The 19,843-nt window shown below is 44.5% G+C and carries 17 protein-coding genes and 1 pseudogene; 11 read left to right on the top strand and 7 right to left on the bottom strand.

The genetic code is table 11. The features are described 5' to 3' along the window. From H6F66_RS27410 to H6F66_RS27400, 3 genes and pseudogenes are all read left to right on the top strand, one after another. A pseudogene (locus H6F66_RS27410) lies at nt 1-201 on the top strand (IS701 family transposase); the annotation flags it as partial. Nucleotides 202-735: 534 nt separating this feature from the next. Continuing rightward, on the top strand, nt 736-3,045 hold the full coding sequence (locus tag H6F66_RS27405) for an NACHT domain-containing NTPase (RefSeq protein ID WP_190428322.1): 2,310 nt from the start codon (nt 736-738) through the stop codon (nt 3,043-3,045). A 243-nt stretch (nt 3,046-3,288) separates the two neighbouring features. Further along, a complete protein-coding gene (locus tag H6F66_RS27400; protein WP_190428320.1) occupies nt 3,289-3,936 on the top strand; it encodes a hypothetical protein in 648 nt (215 codons plus the stop codon). A 184-nt stretch (nt 3,937-4,120) separates the two neighbouring features. Here H6F66_RS27400 and H6F66_RS27395 read toward each other — a convergent pair whose 3' ends face one another. Both H6F66_RS27395 and H6F66_RS27390 read right to left on the bottom strand, forming a co-directional pair. After that, nucleotides 4,121-4,333, bottom strand: coding sequence for a hypothetical protein (locus tag H6F66_RS27395; protein WP_190428319.1), 213 nt, complete (start codon nt 4,331-4,333; stop codon nt 4,121-4,123). Between the two features lie 256 nt (nt 4,334-4,589). Next, nucleotides 4,590-7,241 carry a PBP1A family penicillin-binding protein gene (locus tag H6F66_RS27390; RefSeq protein WP_199313388.1) on the bottom strand — a complete coding sequence of 884 codons (2,652 nt, stop codon included), beginning with the start codon at nt 7,239-7,241 and terminating at the stop codon, nt 4,590-4,592. A gap of 1,079 nt (nt 7,242-8,320) precedes the next feature. Between H6F66_RS27390 and H6F66_RS27385 the strand changes: the two genes are divergently transcribed. From H6F66_RS27385 to H6F66_RS27370, 4 genes are all read left to right on the top strand, one after another. Further along, entirely contained in the window at nt 8,321-8,575 is a 255-nt protein-coding gene (locus H6F66_RS27385) for a SemiSWEET transporter (protein ID WP_190428317.1), read from the top strand. A 27-nt stretch (nt 8,576-8,602) separates the two neighbouring features. Beyond that, nucleotides 8,603-10,219: a radical SAM protein gene (locus H6F66_RS27380; protein ID WP_190428315.1), complete on the top strand. Its 1,617-nt coding sequence runs from the start codon at nt 8,603-8,605 to the stop codon at nt 10,217-10,219. 81 nt (nt 10,220-10,300) lie between these two features. Then, entirely contained in the window at nt 10,301-10,831 is a 531-nt protein-coding gene (locus H6F66_RS27375) for a hypothetical protein (RefSeq protein ID WP_190428313.1), read from the top strand. A gap of 57 nt (nt 10,832-10,888) precedes the next feature. Continuing rightward, nucleotides 10,889-11,077, top strand: a complete 189-nt coding sequence (locus H6F66_RS27370; protein ID WP_190428311.1) for a CPXCG motif-containing cysteine-rich protein — start codon at nt 10,889-10,891, stop codon at nt 11,075-11,077. A gap of 231 nt (nt 11,078-11,308) precedes the next feature. Here the strand turns inward: H6F66_RS27370 and H6F66_RS27365 are convergent, their stop codons facing one another. From H6F66_RS27365 to hrcA, 4 genes are all read right to left on the bottom strand, one after another. Then, complete coding sequence (locus H6F66_RS27365; protein WP_190428309.1) at nt 11,309-12,019, bottom strand: DUF2834 domain-containing protein; 711 nt, start codon at nt 12,017-12,019, stop codon at nt 11,309-11,311. 123 nt (nt 12,020-12,142) lie between these two features. Continuing rightward, nucleotides 12,143-12,796, bottom strand: a complete 654-nt coding sequence (locus H6F66_RS27360; RefSeq protein WP_190428336.1) for a hypothetical protein — start codon at nt 12,794-12,796, stop codon at nt 12,143-12,145. A gap of 139 nt (nt 12,797-12,935) precedes the next feature. Further along, nucleotides 12,936-13,625, bottom strand: coding sequence for a DUF2834 domain-containing protein (locus tag H6F66_RS27355; protein ID WP_190428307.1), 690 nt, complete (start codon nt 13,623-13,625; stop codon nt 12,936-12,938). Nucleotides 13,626-13,732: 107 nt separating this feature from the next. Continuing rightward, nucleotides 13,733-14,845 carry a heat-inducible transcriptional repressor HrcA gene (gene hrcA, locus H6F66_RS27350; protein WP_190428306.1) on the bottom strand — a complete coding sequence of 371 codons (1,113 nt, stop codon included), beginning with the start codon at nt 14,843-14,845 and terminating at the stop codon, nt 13,733-13,735. A 165-nt stretch (nt 14,846-15,010) separates the two neighbouring features. On the opposite strand from hrcA, the gene H6F66_RS27345 reads away from it, so the two are divergent. Beyond that, the gene (locus H6F66_RS27345; protein WP_190428304.1) at nt 15,011-15,202 is read left to right on the top strand and encodes a hypothetical protein; all 192 of its coding nucleotides are present in this window, start codon (nt 15,011-15,013) and stop codon (nt 15,200-15,202) included. Nucleotides 15,203-15,211: 9 nt separating this feature from the next. Here H6F66_RS27345 and H6F66_RS27340 read toward each other — a convergent pair whose 3' ends face one another. Then, nucleotides 15,212-15,571 carry a rhodanese-like domain-containing protein gene (locus tag H6F66_RS27340; RefSeq protein ID WP_190428302.1) on the bottom strand — a complete coding sequence of 120 codons (360 nt, stop codon included), beginning with the start codon at nt 15,569-15,571 and terminating at the stop codon, nt 15,212-15,214. A 127-nt stretch (nt 15,572-15,698) separates the two neighbouring features. Between H6F66_RS27340 and H6F66_RS27335 the strand changes: the two genes are divergently transcribed. The 3 genes from H6F66_RS27335 to H6F66_RS27325 all read left to right on the top strand — a co-directional run bounded on the left by H6F66_RS27335 (nt 15,699) and on the right by H6F66_RS27325 (nt 19,789). After that, nucleotides 15,699-17,381 carry a DUF3352 domain-containing protein gene (locus tag H6F66_RS27335; protein ID WP_190428300.1) on the top strand — a complete coding sequence of 561 codons (1,683 nt, stop codon included), beginning with the start codon at nt 15,699-15,701 and terminating at the stop codon, nt 17,379-17,381. Nucleotides 17,382-17,829: 448 nt separating this feature from the next. After that, entirely contained in the window at nt 17,830-19,350 is a 1,521-nt protein-coding gene (locus H6F66_RS27330; protein WP_190428298.1) for an ATP-binding protein, read from the top strand. Nucleotides 19,351-19,426: 76 nt separating this feature from the next. After that, the gene (locus H6F66_RS27325) at nt 19,427-19,789 is read left to right on the top strand and encodes a DUF1823 family protein (protein WP_190428296.1); all 363 of its coding nucleotides are present in this window, start codon (nt 19,427-19,429) and stop codon (nt 19,787-19,789) included. Nucleotides 19,790-19,843: the final 54 nt, after the last annotated feature.

The raw sequence follows: 19,843 nt of genomic DNA, 5'->3' as shown, positions 1-19,843 counted from the left end.
TGTGGGGTTGAAAAAGCCCAAGTGCGTTCTTCTCGTGCTCAACGCAATCACATTGGTTTGGCGATTCGAGCGTTTCTACGCCTGGAGATGCATTGGTTTAATACTGGCATTAGTTGGTATGAGTCCAAAGCCAGTATTGTTCGGGAGGCGGTGCGTTCCTACTTAGCGGCTCCTTGGCTGACTCTTGTACCAACTGCGTAACTCCTGTTGGTATATTGCAATCCTAAAGTATTCGTGAAACCCTTTAGGGACAAGGCACTGCTGTGTTCCTACACCAGGGCGAATACTCGTTCACAACTTAAATAGGATTGCTATATAGGGAATGCGATCGCATTCTCCATTTCGCTAGGTTACGCGATCGCATCACACCCATCATCCTAGAAAAATTCAAACCCGCGCAGGCGGGTTTCGTCTGTGTAGCCGCGAATTCCATTCGCCGGGTTGATTATTTGCGCGATCGCCATTTGATGTAAAGACAAAACCACAACACCGAAATCCGGCGTCTGACAGCCTTACTTTTTTTAAGCTTCCGGAAGCCTGCCTTAGCAGACTCTTCAATTAGCATTACAGTCAAGACTTGGAGAATAAAGTAGAGCGTGCCAGTTAGCATTACGTTAAGAAGCAAGTTTCAAGCTTGTCTCTTTCATCTTCTGAAGCCGACGTTTGCGATCGCTTGTATGCGCTATATGCGTTGTATGAGTTATCAAAGAAACATCAGCGTTTTGTGGTTAGACAATGGCAGAGCGATCAATCCGGGCATCTTCAGAAGGCATTCAGAAAGCCAAAAAGGTTGTGAAAGACCAAGGCTGGACGCAAACACAGATTGGAGAACAAGTAGGAACGAGTCGCCAGCCTGTAGGGAAATTTTTCGCGGGTAAGCCGATTGAGCGTCCTACTTTTATCGATATCTGCCGTTTGTTGGATCTCGATTGGGAAGAAATTGCTGAACCTGAACCAGAAAAGCAGAGTCAGGACACGAACATTGATATCGCTGCGCTGGTGCAAGAGGTACGCGAAAAGATAGAACCCATCATTCAAGAACGCTGCGGGACGATGCGCGTACTGGATATGACTCACCCCATTGGGTTGAATGATATCTACACCAACGTCAATATTCTGGAGAAAATTACTGGGCGCAGGCGCAAAGAGATTGCTGAATTACTACAAGAGTGCAACTTTGAGGATGTTGAGCGCTTTGGACTGGGCAGAATCGCTGAAGAACGAGTGCCAGGACTGAAGGCGGTTGAGAAATATCCCAAGCTGATGATTTTGGGGAAGCCTGGAGCAGGTAAAACCACGTTTTTGAAGTATTTAGCTCAGTGCAATCAGGGTAAATTTCAAGCTGATCGCGTGCCGATTTCTGTCACTCTCAAAGACTTTGCTGAAGCCGCTAATAAACCGGGTTTATTGGAATACATCACTCAGCAATTCGCGGGTTACGGGGTTGTAGAGACAAGGGTTATCGCGTCTCTACAAAATGTAATTGAATGCGGCAGGGCATTGATTTTACTCGATGGGCTGGATGAAGTTAGAGAGGAAGACAATAAGCGCGTCTTAAAAGAGATCCGTGATTTATCTGACCAGTATCGTGACAATCACTTTGTCATAACCTGCCGGATTGCAGCGCGAGAATATACCTTTGAGAAATTTACAGAGGTGGAAGTTGCTGATTTTGATAGTCAACAAATTGCCACCTTTGTCACTAACTGGTTTAAGAATAAAGCTGTAAAAGCAGAGACTTTTATCGAACGCCTCGAAGAAAATGAGCGGATCAACGAACTTGCCGCAAGTCCGCTACTGCTAACGCTCTTATGTTTGGCATTTGAAGAGTCAGGGGATTTTCCAGCGAATCGTTCTGAACTATACAAAGAAGGGCTTGATGCGCTGATGAAAAAATGGGATGCCAAGCGCGGGATTCAACGAGATCAAGTTTACAAAAAGCTATCAGTTCAGCGTAAGGAAGATTTACTCAGCAAAATTGCCCTAACTACGTTTGATCAAGGTGACTATTTTTTTAAGCAGAAAGTAGCCGAGCAATACATCACAGATTATATCCGTAATTTACCTGATGCCAATGCTGACCCGGAAGCATTGCAACTGGACAGTGAGGTGGTTTTGCGTTCAATTGAATATCAACATGGACTATTAGTGGAACGGGCTAAAGGTATTTACTCTTTTTCTCATCTAACATTTCACGAGTATTTCACAGCTAGAGAAATTGTTTTTGGGACACAGCCGTTAGAGGAGAGATTGCAAAATCTGGTTAGTCATATCGCCGAGAAACGCTGGCGAGAAGTTTTTTTACTAGCGGTTGGGATGTCACCAAGTGCAGACCTTTTGTTACAGCTGATGAAAAAGCAGATTGATGCACTTATAGCTGACGATGAGAAGTTACAGCACTTTTTAATGTGGGTAAGTCAGAAATCTGTTTCAGTAGAGGTTCTCTACAAGCCAGCAACTGTTCGAGCTTTTTATCTTGCTTTTGCTCTTGACCGTAATATTTACGAAATGACTCTTGACACTAGGCTTGCTCATTGCTTAAGCCGTGACTTAACTAACGACTTTGGCGATGTTCTTAACAGTAATAGCGATTGCCATCCTGCCAGTGGTCTTGTTCTCGACTATCTCCTTCTCTTTGAGCTTAGATTGGCTCGTGACCACGCCCTCAGCGGTAGTGGTGCCAGCAAATATGCTCTTGAGCCTGAACTCAAGCGTTCGCTCAAACAACTCCAAGAAATCTTGAAAGACCAACAACCTAATCTGATTGAAGATACAACAGGATATAGACTTTGGTGGAAAAATCACGGACAGGCTTGGACTGAGCAATTAAAAAACTTAATGATTAAGTATCGCAATATTGGTCATGATTGGCAGTTGAATAAACAGCAGAAGGAAATATTCGATCATTATTACGATGCAAATTTGTTGCTGGTTGAGTGTTTGAATAGCGATTGTTATGTGAGTCGCGAGGTGCGACAGGAGATAGAGGATACTTTGTTGTTACCCATAGCAGAGATTGAGCAACGAAAAAGAGAATCAATGTAGCGCGATCGTGCGGTTAGCTTGGTTTTAGGCGTTAGCTACTCTGTAAATAGACGTTAGTGATGTTGCCTTTGAAAGCGCGATTGCGTCTTGAAAACACCTGTTGAGGGCGGGTAAGATGTCCACCTCACAAGACTTATAGGCGATTCTCTTCTTCTTGCTCCTAGATTGGTTAAATTGTCAAGAAACAATCTCACTAACAAGCCGTCCCTACATATAACCGCGTAAATACTGAGAGTGTTTTCTATGACTAGCTGGAAATCTGCAACTGCTGCACTCATGGCACTAACCATCACTACTGGTGTAGCTGTCCCCACACTTATCGCAACTGCACCTGCGGCTGCACAATCTTATGAATTTCCTACAACTCCAGTCACCCTCGCATCTGGAACCAGGATTGCCGTCAGGTATGACAAAGCCACTAAAATCGTTGTTACCCCTACCGAAACTGCCCCTGTAACTCTGAGCGTCGCAAGCAACGTTAAAAGCTCTAGCGGTGCTATTGTAATTCCTGTTGGAACTCAGGTGGTTGGTCAACTACGCCCTGCTCCTAATGGAAAAGGTTCCCGGTTTGTTGCTCAGGAATTAGTGTTTTCCAACGGTAAACGGGAGCGGATCAATGGTGCTTCTAAAATAATTACCAGAACCCAACAGGTAGGTCAGGGAAGCAACACCAGTTCTATTTTCAAAGGTGCTGCCCTTGGCGGAGCAGCTGCGGCCGCGATCGCTGCTTTGACTGGCGACAAAGCGCTTGCTACTGAAGAAATCCTCGGCGGTGCTGGTTTGGGTGCCTTGGGTGGGCTGTTTTTAGGCCAAAGAAAAGTTGATGTTGTGGTTATTGACCCCAACACCGATTTGAATGTGACCTTGCGTTCTCCTGTAGCACTGCGCTAACCAGGAAAAATGCAAAAATGCCAGAGTAAAAATCCCATAGATAAATCTAGAGAATTGAAAAAAGACACCTAACAAATTAGCGAAAAGTGTCTCTTTTCAATTCTTTCTTTATCGGCCTATATTTATTAGGTGCGACTAGACCAATATGGATTTTATAATTTTTGCCTTTTTCCTTTTTCCTTTTTTATGGCTTGCCCAGACCAGGGGTTTCCTCTTTTTTAACATTAGGCACAATATCCGGACGCTCTTTATCTTCCCAACCTACAGGACGCTTAGAGTTGTACCAGGCAACTGAGCCAATAGTTACAGCAGCAATAAAACCAACTGCGTACACAGCAGTAGCAGAAACTGGAAAATGAGGCCCACTAGCAGCAGCAACGTCCATAAGTAAACTCATTTTTTGTAATCTCCTTATCGATTTTTGGCTATCGTACCAAACTTAAGAGACTCCTCTATCACCCTTGAGTTTGATCCCCAGATGAGGGGATAAGAGAGAGTCTGAATTCAGGTTCTCCCTCAGTCCCTCAGCTGCTCAGCTTTTCTTGCCAAGATGCCTACTCAGGACTTACGCAGTTAATTAGTGAATGCCTGATTCTGTCGTAGGGGCATGGCATTGCCATGCCCCTACAGCGTGTTGACGTGCCTAAGCCCTACTACTGTGAAGAACTATCCTTCCTGGCAGCTGGGGGTGCTGGTGGCGCAGCGGAGTTGTACTCCCTTCTGGGTGCGCGTGGTGCTGGTGGCTGAGAGCTTTGTACTGTTTGTCTGCTCCTCCGTCGGCGGCGAGAAGTCGAGGAAGTTGAGGAAGTCGAGGAAGTCGATTCTGATGACCGGCGGCGATAACTACTACGCCGCAGTGGTGCCGACTCCTGCGATTGTGTGTTTTGTGAACTACGACGACGGCGGCGATAGCTGCGCGTAGGCGTTTCTTGAGTTTGCTGGCTCTGAGATTGTGTGTTTTGTGAACTACGACGACGGCGGCGATAGGTGCGTGTGGGTACTTCTTGAGTCTGGACTTCTTGGCTGCGTCGCCGCCTGCGGCTGGGGCGAGTCTCGCCACTTTGTACACTGTTGGTTTGGTAGCTGTTACTGCGGCTCCGGCTACGCCGGGGAGTTTCGTTGCTGGAGTTGTCTTCGCTGTATGTACGGCGGGATCTTCTCCGTCGGGGGGTTTGAGTTTGCTCGTCGTTGTCGCTTTTGTCTGTAGTTATAGGCCCAGAATAGCTGCTTCGAGGCTTGATGGGCTTGACCTCGATTTGGGGTTTGCGCCCTTCTAATTGGGTAGGCCGAGGGGGAAACTTCTCGATGGGCATCCCTTCTACGACTTTCTCCATGAACTCGTGCCAGGTGTAGGCGGCTGTGCTGCTGGCACCCCAAGTAGGTTTGTTGTTGTCATTGCCCAGCCAAACACCAGCAACCATTTGGGGAATGTAACCAATAAACCACAGATCGCGGGCTTCGTCAGAGGTTCCGGTTTTGCCAGCGACGGGGCGATCGCCTAAAGAGGCAGCTTGACCTGTACCCTCGTTCACAACACCCCGCAGCAGCCAAGTCATGATCGCAGATGTGTCTTCTTGTAGAACGCGCTCTGATTTAGATTTGGCGTTGTAAATTACGTTGCCGCGTCGGTCAAGAACACGGCGAATGCCAAAGGCTTTTGTATGTGTTCCGTTGGTAGCAAAGGTGCCATAAGCGCTAGTTAGTTCCAACAGGTTGACTTCGGAGGCACCTAAAGCTGTGGAGTAGGTGGGTTTGAGTTCTGATTCAATTCCCATTTTGCGTGCCAGTTGGATCGTTGGTTCCCACCCGACATCTACTAAAACTTTCACAGCGACTACATTTATTGAGCTGATCAGGGCATCTCGCATGGAGATCCAGCCTTGGTGGGTTTCGCTGTAGTTTTTGGGGGTATAGCCGTCTACTTTGTAAGGTGAGTCTAGGTAGCCGCGATAGGGAGTAAATCCGGCTGCCATTGCTGTTGCATAAACAAATGCTTTAAATGTAGAACCAGGTTGGCGCTGTGCCTGGGTGACGCGATTAAATTGTTGTTTGAAAAAGTCTTTTCCCCCAACCATTGCCTTAATTTCTCCGGTACGCGGATCGATGGCAACTAGGGCAGCTTGTTCAAAGTTTTGACCTCTTCCCGTGTTTTCTATTGTTTTTGTGACAGCTTCTTCCGCTGCTTCCTGCCACTCTGCGTGCAGGGAGGTTTCCACAGTTAAACCGCCGACTTCCCGCACTTGTTTAGAAACGTATTTGGGCAGTTCCTGTTGGATGTATTCGGTGAAGTAGGGGGCGAATCTTTCGAGGCGTTTGGGAGGACTTGCTTTTGTAATTAATGGGGCAGCGATCGCTTTGTCGGCTTCTTCTGCTGTAATGAAGTCAGCCTCCTGCATCCGTTTTAATACCAAATTTCGCCGCTCTTTGATAACTTGCGGGTTCTTCAGCGGCGAGTATTCATTCGGTGCTGGTGGTATTGCGGCCAAGGTTGCCATTTCCGCCAACGTTAGCTCATACACTGGCTTGGTGAAGTAAACCCAAGCCGCATCTGCTACTCCATAAGCACCTTCTCCCAAATAAACCAAATTCAGATAACGTTCCAGAATTTGGTCTTTGGTGTTTCCGTTCTCAATTTTTTGTGCGGTACGAACTTCTTTGAGCTTGCGCCAGACGCTACGCTCTTGATCGAGGAAAACCATCCTCGCTAGTTGTTGGGTAATAGTGCTAGCGCCTTCGACGACATCTCTGGCTACCAGGTTAGAAACTATTGCTCTCCCTACGCCCTGATAATCTACCCCTTGGTGTTGGTAAAAGCGTCTGTCTTCTATGGCGATGAAGGCTTGTATCAGCTTTTTAGGAATTTTGTCAATTTTTAGGGCTTCGCGGGTAGTGGGGCCAATTTGCTGGAGTATTTTGCCGTTAGAGGCTTTAATGGTCAAAGTCTCTGGGCGCATTAAAGTTAATACATCGCCAGTATCGGGCAAGCTGCTTTCAAAAGACGACCAAGCAACACCCAGCGCGATCGCGCCTCCTCCCACGCCCAAGCCGATCCAAAATCGCTTTTTGTGATGAAGGGGATTTTCTCCCGTGAAAGGCTTTTTGATAACTTCCAACTGCTGGCCAGAGAAGCGCTTCATCCGCAAGAGACTTCGCTTGATTTCCCGCCGCCGCCGCAATGTCTGTTTATCTACCTTATCTGGGTTATCTGGTTGTTTATCAATCTTAGGAGTATCTACTGGTTCAGTTGACACTCCTGCATTGAACTTGCCTGATATATCCTTCAGCCTTGAGATGAACTTTGCCACGTCAACTCCTTAATCACACCACAAGCCCTGCTACTACTCGCCCTTGTTCTTGCTTATTGTAAGGCTTGGGATCTGAATTTGCCTCCTATATCCAAGAATCTAGTTTACAATTATGCACCCTGTGAACTGCACTTATTGAGCATAACCAGAATGCGATCGCATTTTGTGATGTAGGTAATTTTCCGGTTTCTTATAGAACCCATTTGACATCTTTTGCTGGGGTGCTTGGCTTTGAAGTAAGCCGTTACTTTGCGATCAATGATAGAGCCTGCTTAACAAGACTGTTTTTTGCAAGAACAGGGATAAAACCAGCTAGCTGCAAGGCTTTTAGTTTCAGGAATAGATCTCAAATGGGTTCTATATAGCTGCTGTGTAGTTATAGTTTCCTTTACATCCGGTTTGATCCCGCAACTTCATATATATCAACAGTTCCCCAGCCAAACAGAACATTTTGCTATCCTGAAGTCCAAGTATCAGGCAACTAATTATACAGAGTCATCTTCTTCTAGTCTGCTCTTCATACTACGAAAAGTTAACTCAGAAATAAAAATTACTGATATTGAGCTGAATTGACTTAAAAAGCATCAATTTTTACCAGCACTTAAAATCATTTTCTTGGAGCAACTTAGGGAAGAAAAACATATAAAATTATAAGGTGAATTTCTGCAACTCTAACTATCGATTTATTCTAATGAATTCATGGATTAAGTTAATTATAAAACTCGCGATATGTAGGGGCATGGCATTGCCATGCCCCTAGGCAGGTAATTGAAGGTAAAGAAATCCATATCTGAAGTAGTTTTAAAATAATAGCGGCTATATATCTCTTTTGTAGTCCCCATCCTAGAGGGTGTGGACACACAAATCAAGACAGCATTTGCAGTCTTAAAAGCTTGCGGAGTAAGGCTTAGTTTTTGTAGCCACACCCTTTAGCCGTAAGATGTTTTTACTCGCGCAGCTCGCCGCCACAAACCAGGCACTTCCCAAACGGTATCATAATTATAATCTCCTCTCGTGCCAATCAATTTAGCGAGAGGTACCTAGACGCTACAAATATAATTGTCAATTACAGAATCTAAATGGACTTTATTACAATTTTGGGCTTGTTCGCAGCTACATTAACTACCATTGCATTCTTGCCACAACTTTTTAAAATATGGCACTCAAAATCAGCAAAGGATGTGTCTTTGGAAATGCTAATTATTTTCTGTAGTGGCGTTTTTCTGTGGCTGGTGTACGGAATTTATCTTCAAGCTTTACCAATAATTATCGCCAACTTAGTAACCTTAATTTTTAATCTTATAATTCTATGGTTTAAAATTAAATATAGATGAAATGTTATTCTGACGCTTAATTTGCCTGTGATGACCGGAGTATTTGCTGCTGAACGTCTTTTATTTACACCTGCAACGCCTGACAACGATGCCATACCTACAATATTTGGCTTCCCAAATGAGTATAGCGTTGGCATCACTAGCCTGGGCTATCAGGTGGTGTGGGCGACTTTGGCAATGCGCTGCGATGTGCAGGTGAGTCGCCTGTTTACGGATACCCAGGAACAACTGCCGAGAAATCCAGAATTAGTCGGTTTTTCTGTTTCTTGGGAACTGGATTATGTAAATATCCTCAATTTACTGGAATCGTTAGAAATTCCCACTCGCGCTGCTGCCCGTTCTGATAATCATCCCCTAGTATTTGGTGGAGGCCCAGTATTAACTGCTAATCCTGAACCTTTTGCTGACTTTTTTGATGTGATATTGCTAGGAGACGGGGAAAATCTGCTGCCAAATTTCATTGAAGCTTACAAGGAAGTCCGACAAGCTGATAGACAAACTCAGTTGAAGCGGTTGGCGCAAGTTCCGGGAATTTATGTTCCCAGTTTGTATGTGGTGGAATATCACAATCCAGATGGTTTAATAAAGTCGATTCAGCCAGTAGATGAGGCAATTCCCAGCCGGGTAGAAAAGCAGACTTATCGAGGTAATACTTTGTCTGCTTCGACCGTAGTAACAGAAAAGGCGGCGTGGGAAAATATCTACATGGTGGAAGTGGTACGCAGTTGTCCGGAGATGTGCCGTTTCTGTCTGGCAAGTTACCTCACTTTACCTTTTCGCACGGCTAGTTTAGAAAGTTCGCTGATTCCGGCAATTGAGCGCGGGTTGGCAGTGACAAATCGGTTAGGATTGTTGGGGGCTTCTGTTACACAACACCCAGAATTTCAAACTCTGCTGGAATATTTGAGTCAGCCAAAGTATGACGATGTACGTTTAAGTATTGCATCGGTACGGACAAATACGGTGACGGTGCAGTTGGCGGAAACTTTGGCGAAAAGAGACACGCGATCGCTTACTATTGCTATAGAAAGTGGTTCAGAACGTTTGCGACAGATTATCAACAAAAAGCTGCATAACGATGAGATCGTGCAAGCGGCGATAAATGCCAAAACTGGTGGATTAACTGGACTGAAACTTTACGGGATGGCGGGAATTCCTGGGGAAGAACCAGAGGATTTGGACGCAACAGTGGCAATGATGCGATCGCTAAAACGAGCTGCTCCCGGTTTACGCTTAACATTGGGATGCAGTACCTTTGTACCCAAAGCGCACACGCCATTTCAGTGGTTTGGCGTAGATCGAGAAGCCGAAAAACGCCTCAAAAAGTTAGACAAGGAATTGCGACGCGAGAGTATTAATTTTCGACCGGAAAGTTATAACTGGTCGGTAATGCAAGCGCTAATATCCAGAGGAGACAGACGCTTATCTTATCTATTGGAACTGACGCGACACTACGGTGATTCTCTAGGCAGTTACCGCCGTGCTTTCAAAGAACTGCGAGGACAGGTGCCTGAACTAGATTACTACGTCCATGCCAACTGGTCGCTAGAGCAAGTTTTGCCTTGGAGTCACTTAGCTGGGCCACTACCAGTGGAAACCTTGCAAAAGCACCTAGCGACAGCACAGAGTTTGATGCCTGCTTAATCTAAGTTACAGCCCAATTGCCACCGCGATCGCACGGAGTAACCTAACCTAATCGAGTAAGTAAGAACCGCAATACCACTGATGCGATCGCGAGAAAACTTTCGAGAAACTGAGAAAATGTTTTACCCTCGAAAAGTAGGCGATCGCATGGCATCCATGAAACCCGAATTTAATGGTATTGTCTCAAAACTGGCTTTAGTAGGTGTAGGGGCATTTTTATGCTTAGCACCCTCTGTAGAGGCTATAACTACAAGCTTCGCCTCTACCCGTAGTGCATCAGTTGAACCCAGCTTTGCGATCGCGCAAGCGCGGGGTCGCACACAACGCATCCGGTTTGCACCTGGTAAAAGCTCAGCGCTTGTAGAGTATGGGGTAGTGCGAGGTACTAGAGATACCTATCTACTTAGTGCTAAGGCACGCCAGACAATGACACTCAGCATCACCTCCTTGGAGAAAAACGCTGTTTTTGATGTTGTAGCTCCCAATGGGCGGATTATCAGGCAAGAGGCAACTAGCTGGCGCGGTGTATTGCCTGCGACGGGAGATTATAAGATTGTGGTTGGCGGAACTAGAGGTAACGCCAGCTACAAAATGCAAGTAGCGATCAAGTGATAGCTCGATTTTAGGAGATTTCCCTGCCGGACTTTGTGCTGGTGGGGATTAAAGTAAATGCAGAATACATCCGAGTTTTACTGCGCCTATTGCGGCGAACCAAATGTTACTTTTATTGACCTTAGTGCGGGTGGACAACAGTCTTACATAGAAGATTGTCAAGTCTGCTGTCGCCCAAATATTTTGTATGTGCGAGTAGATGAAGACACGCTGGATATAGAAATTGATAGCGAATACGAAGGTTGAAAAGTTTTAATGTATGGCGTTCTCAAACTGGTAACGGTTGAGTATTTGCATTTAGATAAGTATCTATGTAAAAGTCTCTTTTCGAGACGTATAGGATACAGAGAAAGAGAAAGTATAGCAATCGTATTTGAATTGTAAGGTGCCAGCCCTTCAGATACCCGACTTCTCTAAGAAGTCGGGTATCTCGCCTTCACAAGTCATTTAGGACTGCTATAGAGAATTTATCTTGTTTCAAGCTAGAGGCTTCAAATGGCTAATAGGCGATGCCTTCTTTGTGACCCCAGGCAATTCCACCCTACTGTTTTCTGGTAACGATGGACGCAGGCAAATATAACTTAAAGGGCCAAAAAGCGGCACCAACGCTACAGCCCAAAAAATTCGGGAATCTTTCAAATCTCGACGTGCCATATCATCATCAAATAATGATGTCAAAGGAAAAGTTAGGCACATCAGGCAAAAATCTAAGCTGATCAAGTGAACAAAGGTACGGGTTTGGAACTGTTGAATATAATCTGCCCAATTTCCGGCAACTATAGCGTAGGAAAGTAAGCAAATCGTACTTAAAAATAGAAAAATTCCTGTTAAACGAGAATCTAAAATTTTCAGTAAATAATCCTTTTTACTATCAAAATCTTGATTTGATTTCCGCAATATTAAATAAGGAATGAGGCAAATTACTCCTATTCCATTTGACCCAATAAAATAAGGCCAAACACGAAAATTTTGCATCCTGCCATCAGCAAACATTAGACAGGCGTAAATCATGGGCCAAACACCCATTAGCCAAAATATGCTAGTTAGAATGGCGTTAACTTCTTCCAACTGAAATGTTAACAGCTTTTTAACCAGTGGCAGTGTGTCTGGTTGATCTAGAGGAGCCAACCAAACCGTATAGACAACAAATGTCACCCAGATTAGGAACAATACAACTTTTCTGCCCATAATTTTGACAGATGGTTTGACGCTGCGGTGTAGATTAACTTTAAAAGAGAGACGCAAGCGATCGCGTCTCTCTTAAGTCAAGTTTGTGAATGTCATTCACACCTTTGTAGTGTTGATGAAATTTTATGCTGCTTCAGCACTACTTTCTGGCAAAGGTGGACGAAGGCACAGATAGGCAAGTGGGCCAAGCAGTGGAACCAGGGACACTGCCCAAAAAATTTGGGGACTTTGGAAACTTCGACGCGCCATGTCATCGCCGAGAACAGTTGGAAATAGCAGGCAGAACAGGCAAAAAGCCAAACTCATACCATTGACAAAGCGATCGCTTAGGAACTGCTGAATAAAGTCTCCCCAATCACCTGCTAGCAAGCCGAATGCCAGTGAGATAAGCGTACTTAAATTGAGGATAATGCCCGTCCAGCGAGAATCAAAAACTTTCAGGAAGGCATCCTTTTGCCCAGAAAATTCTTGATTCGGTTCCCGCAAAGCTAAATAAGGGATTAGACTAATTACTCCTGTCCCCGCTGCCCCCAAAGCAAAGGGCCAAAAACTAATCTTTTGCATCCTGCCATCGATAAATAAAAGGCAACCGTAGATTAGTATCCAGATGCCGATGAGGGAAAATATGGAGAGGATAATTGGGTTAACTTCTGCCCACTGAAGAGTCAATATGTTTTTAATTAGCCTGAATGTGTCCGGCGTAATTGGAGGGGCCAGCAGCAAGACATAGGCGATAAAGCCACCCCATAACAACCATAATGCTATTTTTCTACCCACGAGCTTGACCGATAATTCCACGCTTGTTTGTTAACTAACTTTAAAGCAGAGACAAAATCGGTTACGTCTGTCTTTGGTCAAGTTAATCTACAATTTCCCTAACCGAAGAAACAGGATTTTTCAACAGGGCTTTTTATACCTACCTACTTACGTTTGAGACGGGCTGCTGCTGTTTTGATACCACCTCGGTAGTAGATTCTGGTAAGGGCGGACGCAGGCAAAGATACGCCAAAGGGCCAAAAAGTGGAATCAGTGCCACAGTCCAAAAAAGTGCAGGATTGTTGATTCCTCGCCGTGCCATATCATCTCCTAGCAGGGCGGGAAATATTAAGCACAATAGACAAAAATCCAGACTCATAACATGAATAAAACGGCTTGTCTGGAACTGTTGAACATAATCTGCCCAATCTGCTCCTAGTAAGCCGTAGCTAACCAAAATAACGCTGCCAATTGTTAGGATAAGGCCCAGCCAGCGAGAATCAAGTATTTTCAAAAATAGATTTTTTTGCCCTGAAAATTGTGTATTCGGTTCGCGCAGTGCCAAATAAGGTAATAAGGCAAAGGCTCCTACTCCAAAGGAGAATGTTGCAAAAGGCCAAGCTGGTATTTTTTGCCCTCTGCCGTCTATAAATAACAGGCAACCGTAAATCAGAGGCCAGACACCCATGATATTAAATAGGGCAATAATCAAAGGGTTGATGCCTGTCCATTGACCTGTTGACAGATTTTTAATCAGTTCAAATGTGTCTGGTTGATTGGGAGGGGCTAATAGAAAGGCGTAGCTAACTAATCCTACCCATAGCAACCAAAAGCCTATTTTTCTAATCATGTTATTTTAAAAAAATGAACCGCAAAGAGACGAAGTACGCTAAGGAAAGAGAGGAAGAGAGTAAATTGGGAATGACCAATCTCTCTCAATCCAAAATTCAAAATCGATTAAGCGGTTTGAGTAAGGGCATCGGAAAGATAATCGGCGGCGGCTTCAACGAGCGCGATCGCATTTTCGTATACCATCCGAGTTGGGCCCAAAACTCCCACACTTCCTACCGGAATAGAACCTTGTCGGTAGGTTGCAGAAATTAGCGTACAAGTACGCATCGGTTCTAAGGGATTTTCGGAACCAATTCTCACTGTCACTCGCGAACCTTGTGGCAGGGTTGTCACTCCTTGAATCTCTGGTGTAGGTAATTCAAAGATTAAAGGCCCAAGCTTGTCTTGTTCCTCTTCCAATAGGTGCATTAACATTTGGATTTGCTGCAACTCAGAAAATTCTGGCTGACGTAACACCTCTGCAACACCGCGAATCATAATTTGGGTTGAAGCGGGTTTTGTGGTGCGACGGATTAAGTCAGAGACTAAACTTCGCAAGGTATCCGCATATCTTTGGAATTCCCGACCTAACTCACTCCAGTCTAAGGCAACTAATTCAACAAGCGATCGCCCTCGCAACTGGCTATTCAAAAAGTTCGATAAAATCTGCAACTCCCGCTCTACAATTTCTGTATCGGGTTCGGTATCTTCTGAAGTGAGCGGCGGTAACTCCATCAAAACGCTAGTCGTCTCATAAGCATCTGTCACCACGATTAGCATCACCCGTCCTGGTTCAACCTGTACCAGCTGCAAATGTCGTAAGTGAGTAGTACGGTTTTGAGGCATCGTGATCAGGGTAATATAACCACTGAGCGTAGTGAGAATTTGCGCTGCTCCTCGTAGCAAAGCCTCGAAGCTCCCATCCTCTAAGTTCAGATTTTTTGTAAATAATTCCTCTACCTGTCTCCCCAATACCTCAGAAGGCTTTATTAGTTGGTCAACATAAATTCTATAGCCAGAGTCAGAGGGCACCCGTCCAGCGGAAGTATGGGGTTGATAGAGTAATCCAGCTTTTTCTAAAGCACCCATCGCATTGCGAATAGTTGCTGGGCTGACGCTGAGATTATATTCTTCTACCAGTGCTTTTGAGCCTACAGGCTCTGCTGTCGCTATATAATGACGAACTGTTGCCCAGAGAATACGTTGTTGCCGATCGGTCAATTTTACTTGTTTAGACATTTAAACAAAAGCCGAATCTAATAGGTTTTAAACACAATGAAAATTCGGGGACTTACGATTATTGATCTATCGTAAGCCCGGCGTTCTTGACAAGCGAGCAGCCGTTTAATTACAGGTTAAATCACAATAGCAGATGCTGTCTTCTGCCTGCCGATCAGTAAAATTGTGGTAGTAGCAGCAAACAGGGGAAAAACTAAGATAAGACTTACTCTGGCACATTTCTCCAGAATATATACACAAGATTCTAGTTGTTGGGGTGTAGGGGCAATTTATTCTCGTTCTCCGGGCTATCCCTGCGAAGCGATCGCTTCCCCATTTTGGCGATTATTAGCCTTTGGGGGAGACGACCGCCTCTAAAAGAAGGAATTAATACCGGGGAATTGTGGAATCTACCAGAAGCGAGTAAGCATCGATACCACCTGCAATATTTTTAACATTGGTAAAGCCTTGACTTTGTAACCACTGACACATCTGAGCCGAACGAATACCGTGATGGCACATTACCAGCGTCTCCGCGTGGGGATCAAAGCGGCTGGGGATTTCATCAGACCATTCGGTAAAGTCCGACAGAGGGAGGATTTCAAACCCCTCAATGCTGGCGATCGCTACTTCAGAAGGCTCTCGCACATCCACCAGTTGTAAACCCTCACGGGCATCACACAGACGCTTTTTGAGTTCTTCTACACTAATCTGGGAAATCTGTTGGGGATAAGATTGAGCTGACATGATGTTGCGTTTCGAGATTAACTAAGATTTTAATAGTTCGGGTGGACGGCAGGCAGCCATAATATTCTCTGACATCTGGATTAGTGTTCTAAGCTTAATCGCTCTCGCGCAAGGTCTGAATTTCGCCATGAAGCAACGCTCATTTTTTTACGCTTTAGCAGCTGGCGTTTTAGTGCTGCTGTTGATTGGTGCTGGTGGCTTTTACTGGTTAAGATCGCCAAGTCCCCTCGCTTTGATGTCGGGCGGACAGATGACGCCATCTGCCGCGATGTTTGTGCCGAAACAGGCACCAGTCATGGTGTCATTGCTGGTGAATCCAGATCGCTTGGAGGAGGGGTTTCGGCAGGCTGTGGATCGTTCGGGGAACCGTGGGCGATCGCGTGTCGAACTAGACCAAGTTAAACAAAGTTTACTGGCTAATACCGATCTCGACTACCAGAAAGATATCCAGCCTTGGCTGGGAGATGAAATTACTTTTTCCGTCACTAGCTTAGATTTTGACCGTACAAGCCAAAATGGGGAACAGCGGGGACTGCTGCTGATTGCAACTAGCAAAAACCCGCAACGCAGCAACGAGTTTGTAGATTTGTTCTGGCAGAAGCAATCTAGCGAAGGCGCTTCTTTGGAGTTTGAACAATACAAAGGTGTAAAGCTGATTTACACGCAAGGAAAAGAAAAATCTGTTGCTAGTGCAGTCGTAGGCGATCGCTTTGTGCTTTTTGCTAATAATCCCAAAGTGCTGCGCGCAGCTATTAACAATGTTCAAGCCCCCGATCTGAGTTTGAGTGAAGATCCTGCCTATCAGAAGGCTTTGGAGAACATTACTGGCTCGAAGATTGGGCTAACTTATGTCAATCTCCCCAGATTGGCTAAGTTGCTAGGTAACAAATCAGAGTCATCGATTACCCAGAAGTATGAAACTCTAGCGATCGCGCTCGAAATTAACCGCCAAGGATTGCTGGCGCAAACCGCTCTGCAAGGAACTGCCGGGTCAGACACAACTATGGCTCCTACAGTATCTCAAGCAGTCGGAGCATTGCAGTATCTTCCAGAACAAATAGCGATCGCTGCTGCTGGCACCCATCTTGATCAATGGCGAGAACTATCATCTACACAGAAGAGCGACGATACCCTCTCCCAATTGATCAATCAACCCTTAGCTGATCTACAAACTCGTTGGGGCATAGATGTGAAGCAAGATATCTTCAGCTGGGTACAAGGTGAGTATGCGTTGGGAATACTGCCTCGGAGCGATCGCAATCCAGATTGGATTTTTGTTGCCGAATCAGCAGAAAACACAGCTGAGGCGGGAATTAACCATTTAGACGACGTTGCCAAGCAGCAGGGACTAAGCGTTAGCTCTTTTACCCTAGAAAATCATCCCATCTTTGCCTGGACAAAACTAACAACCGTTCCCCCAAGCAAAGAAAGTAAAGAGCAAAATTCTGTAAGATTAGAGGCAAAAGTTCAAGGTGTCCGCGCCAGCATAGGCAAATATGAGATTTTCACCACTTCCATTGAGGCGATGGATCAAGCCCTCAAAGCTCCGGAAAATTCTCTGCTAAAAAGTGATAATTTCCAGACAAATATCGCTTCTTTACCTCAACCTAATAATGGCTACTTGTATCTAGACTGGGCATCAAGTCAGCCGATTTTAGAGCGTCAGTTGCCAATTGTCAGGGTGGTGGAGCTGTTTGCTAAACCTTTGTTTAACCAGCTTAATTCCCTCACCTTTAGTAGCTACGGTACTGACGCTGGCGTTCAACGCAGCAAGGTATTCTTCCGCTTAGGCGCTGATACTAAAGGCTAGTTTGGTAGGGTGGGGCGAGACACCTAGTACCATTTTGGATGCAAGGATGCAAGGATTTTGAAAGCCTTGCCTATAGGCAATTTCAATAATTCAACTGTTGCATCGATAAGCCCAAAGGGTATGGCTCATAAGACAGGATGATTTATTCCTGGGAAAACCTAATAGATGTTGAATTAGTTGGGATATGGCATTGTCATATCCCTACTAATTTATGGGCAAAGCTCTACTCTCGGTCAACCTAATTTTTTTAATCTGTATAAAAATGTACGAAACTTGACACCACTTTAGTTCATAGTTTTTCAGTACCAGCCAATCAACTATTAGCTAAAGATCCGAGCCGCATATTTAAAGGCGAGCCAGAACTTCTAGCAGAATTTAACACGACTATACAAAAAGTATATTCACGAAAGTTTTTCATTCCATCACCAGAAAAACAGCCTAAAGAAGTATGACAAAAAAACCTTATAATGGTATATATCGTCAGACCTTATTTATTTTAGGAAAATTGTCGGTACCTGTCTTGACTACTTATTTACACTTAGACGAAATCAATACAGTGCAGGAAATTAATGCGGCGGTTGTCAATGTTAGCGGTCGTCAACGTATGCTATCCCAACGGACTGCACTGTTCGCCTTAAGGCTGGTATGTACAAAAGATAAGCAAGCGCAGGAAGAATTGCGCTCAGGGTTGCTAGCCGATCTAGACTTGATGGAAAGGTCACACAAAGGTTTAATCGAAGGCGATCGCGATCTGAAATTACCCGGTCATCCTTCGCCAACAGTCCAATCTATGTACTTTGCGGCACCTTTAAATTTAGATCGGCAGGTACGGCAATATATCGACCAAGCTAGAGCGATCGCTCGAAGCAGCAGTGAGGAACTAATACCAGATAATCCCCATTTATGCTACATTCTCACCGAGTCTTCAAAAAACCTAGTTGAAGCATTGGATTCCGTAGTGAACCAGTATCAAAAAGAAAGTGATACTGAACAACTGGCAATTCACATTTATCAAGCTCAATTATATGAAAAAAGTTGTGCCGCTACTGCCCAAGCAGTTAGCCAGGGAAAGAAATTAGAGCAAGCTTTGCAAGAACTGCAACAAGCTCAATCCCAGCTAGTTGAAAAAGAAAAAATGTCTAATTTGGGATGCCTGGTAGCGGGTGTAGCTCACGAAATTAATAATCCTGTCAGTTTTATTTACGGCAACCTGAATTACGCAACTGACTACATCCAAAATTTGCTCGATCTGCTCAAGGTTTATGAGGAAGAATATCCTAAACCCAGTGTCGTGCTGCAAGAGAAAATTGACGAAATAGACCTGGAATTTTTGAAAGAAGACTTGCCAAAAGTCATGTACTCAATGGAAGTCGGAGCAAAGCGCATTCATCAGATTGTACGTAGCTTGCGAAATTTTTCTCGTAGTGATGAAGAACTTATTCAGGTCGTAGATATTCACGAAGGGATTGATAATACTCTGTTAATTTTGCAAAACAGGCTGAAAGCGCATGGTGACAACGAAGGGATTGAAATTGTTAAAGAGTACAGTAATTTGCCTTTAATTGAATGTTATTCGGGGCAAATAAATCAGGTACTCATGAATTTAATTGGTAACGCTATTGATGAATTAGAAAATCTCAGTAGCGACGTTTGCAGCTATCCTAAAAAGATAAAAATTTCTACAGAATTTTGCCATAGCGGTACTATCATTCTCAGGATTGCTGATAACGGACAGGGAATGACTGAAGACGTAAAAGCAAGATTATTTGAACCTTTTTTTACTACAAAACCAGTTGGTAAAGGCACTGGACTAGGTTTATCAATCAGTTATCAGATAGTGGTAGAAAAACACCAAGGGTCAATTGAGTGTATCTCGCAACCCGGAGAAGGAACTGAGTTTATTATTGAAATTCCAGTAGTCCAACGCCAACAAGAAGAAATTACTAACGAGTTGGAATCAGTAGCATAAAGTTAGTAACCTTGTAGATTAGGTTGAGCTTTAGCTTAACCCAATCTATACTGCTAATGGCTTTGTAGTTAATGCTATGTCTAACTTGCCGCCGCTTAACACCGAAACGATTTGGGCTATTCTGAACGAGGAAATAGATGATTCCACAGTGAATCATCTGGTTTGGCATTGTTTGGGTTATCGCTACGATGTTGCCCAAAATTGGGATAATAGCGGCGTTGCACCAGAATGGCGGGATGAATATCCGCAGCCGCCTAATTTTATTGAAAGTCGCCCAGCAACAGTAAAACTGACTCGTTCCATTCCTCCAGAAAACAAGCAGCTTTTAAAAGAAAAGCTGGGTTTTAAAGGTTATAAAGTAGGTGAATTTGGCCCAAGACAGACTCGTAGAGCGACTGCTGCTAACTGGTTGTTGAGCTATATGCAAAGCAAACTGTAGGATAGGCATCGGGTAAGTGGCTCTCGTGACGACGCTACGGGTATATGAAAAAAT

The organism is Trichocoleus sp. FACHB-6, from assembly GCF_014695815.1.
Classification (GTDB): Bacteria; Cyanobacteriota; Cyanobacteriia; order Cyanobacteriales; family FACHB-T130; genus Funiculus; species Funiculus sociatus.
Note: the sequence above shows the minus strand (reverse complement) of the source record. Positions and strands in the feature narration are given on the sequence as shown.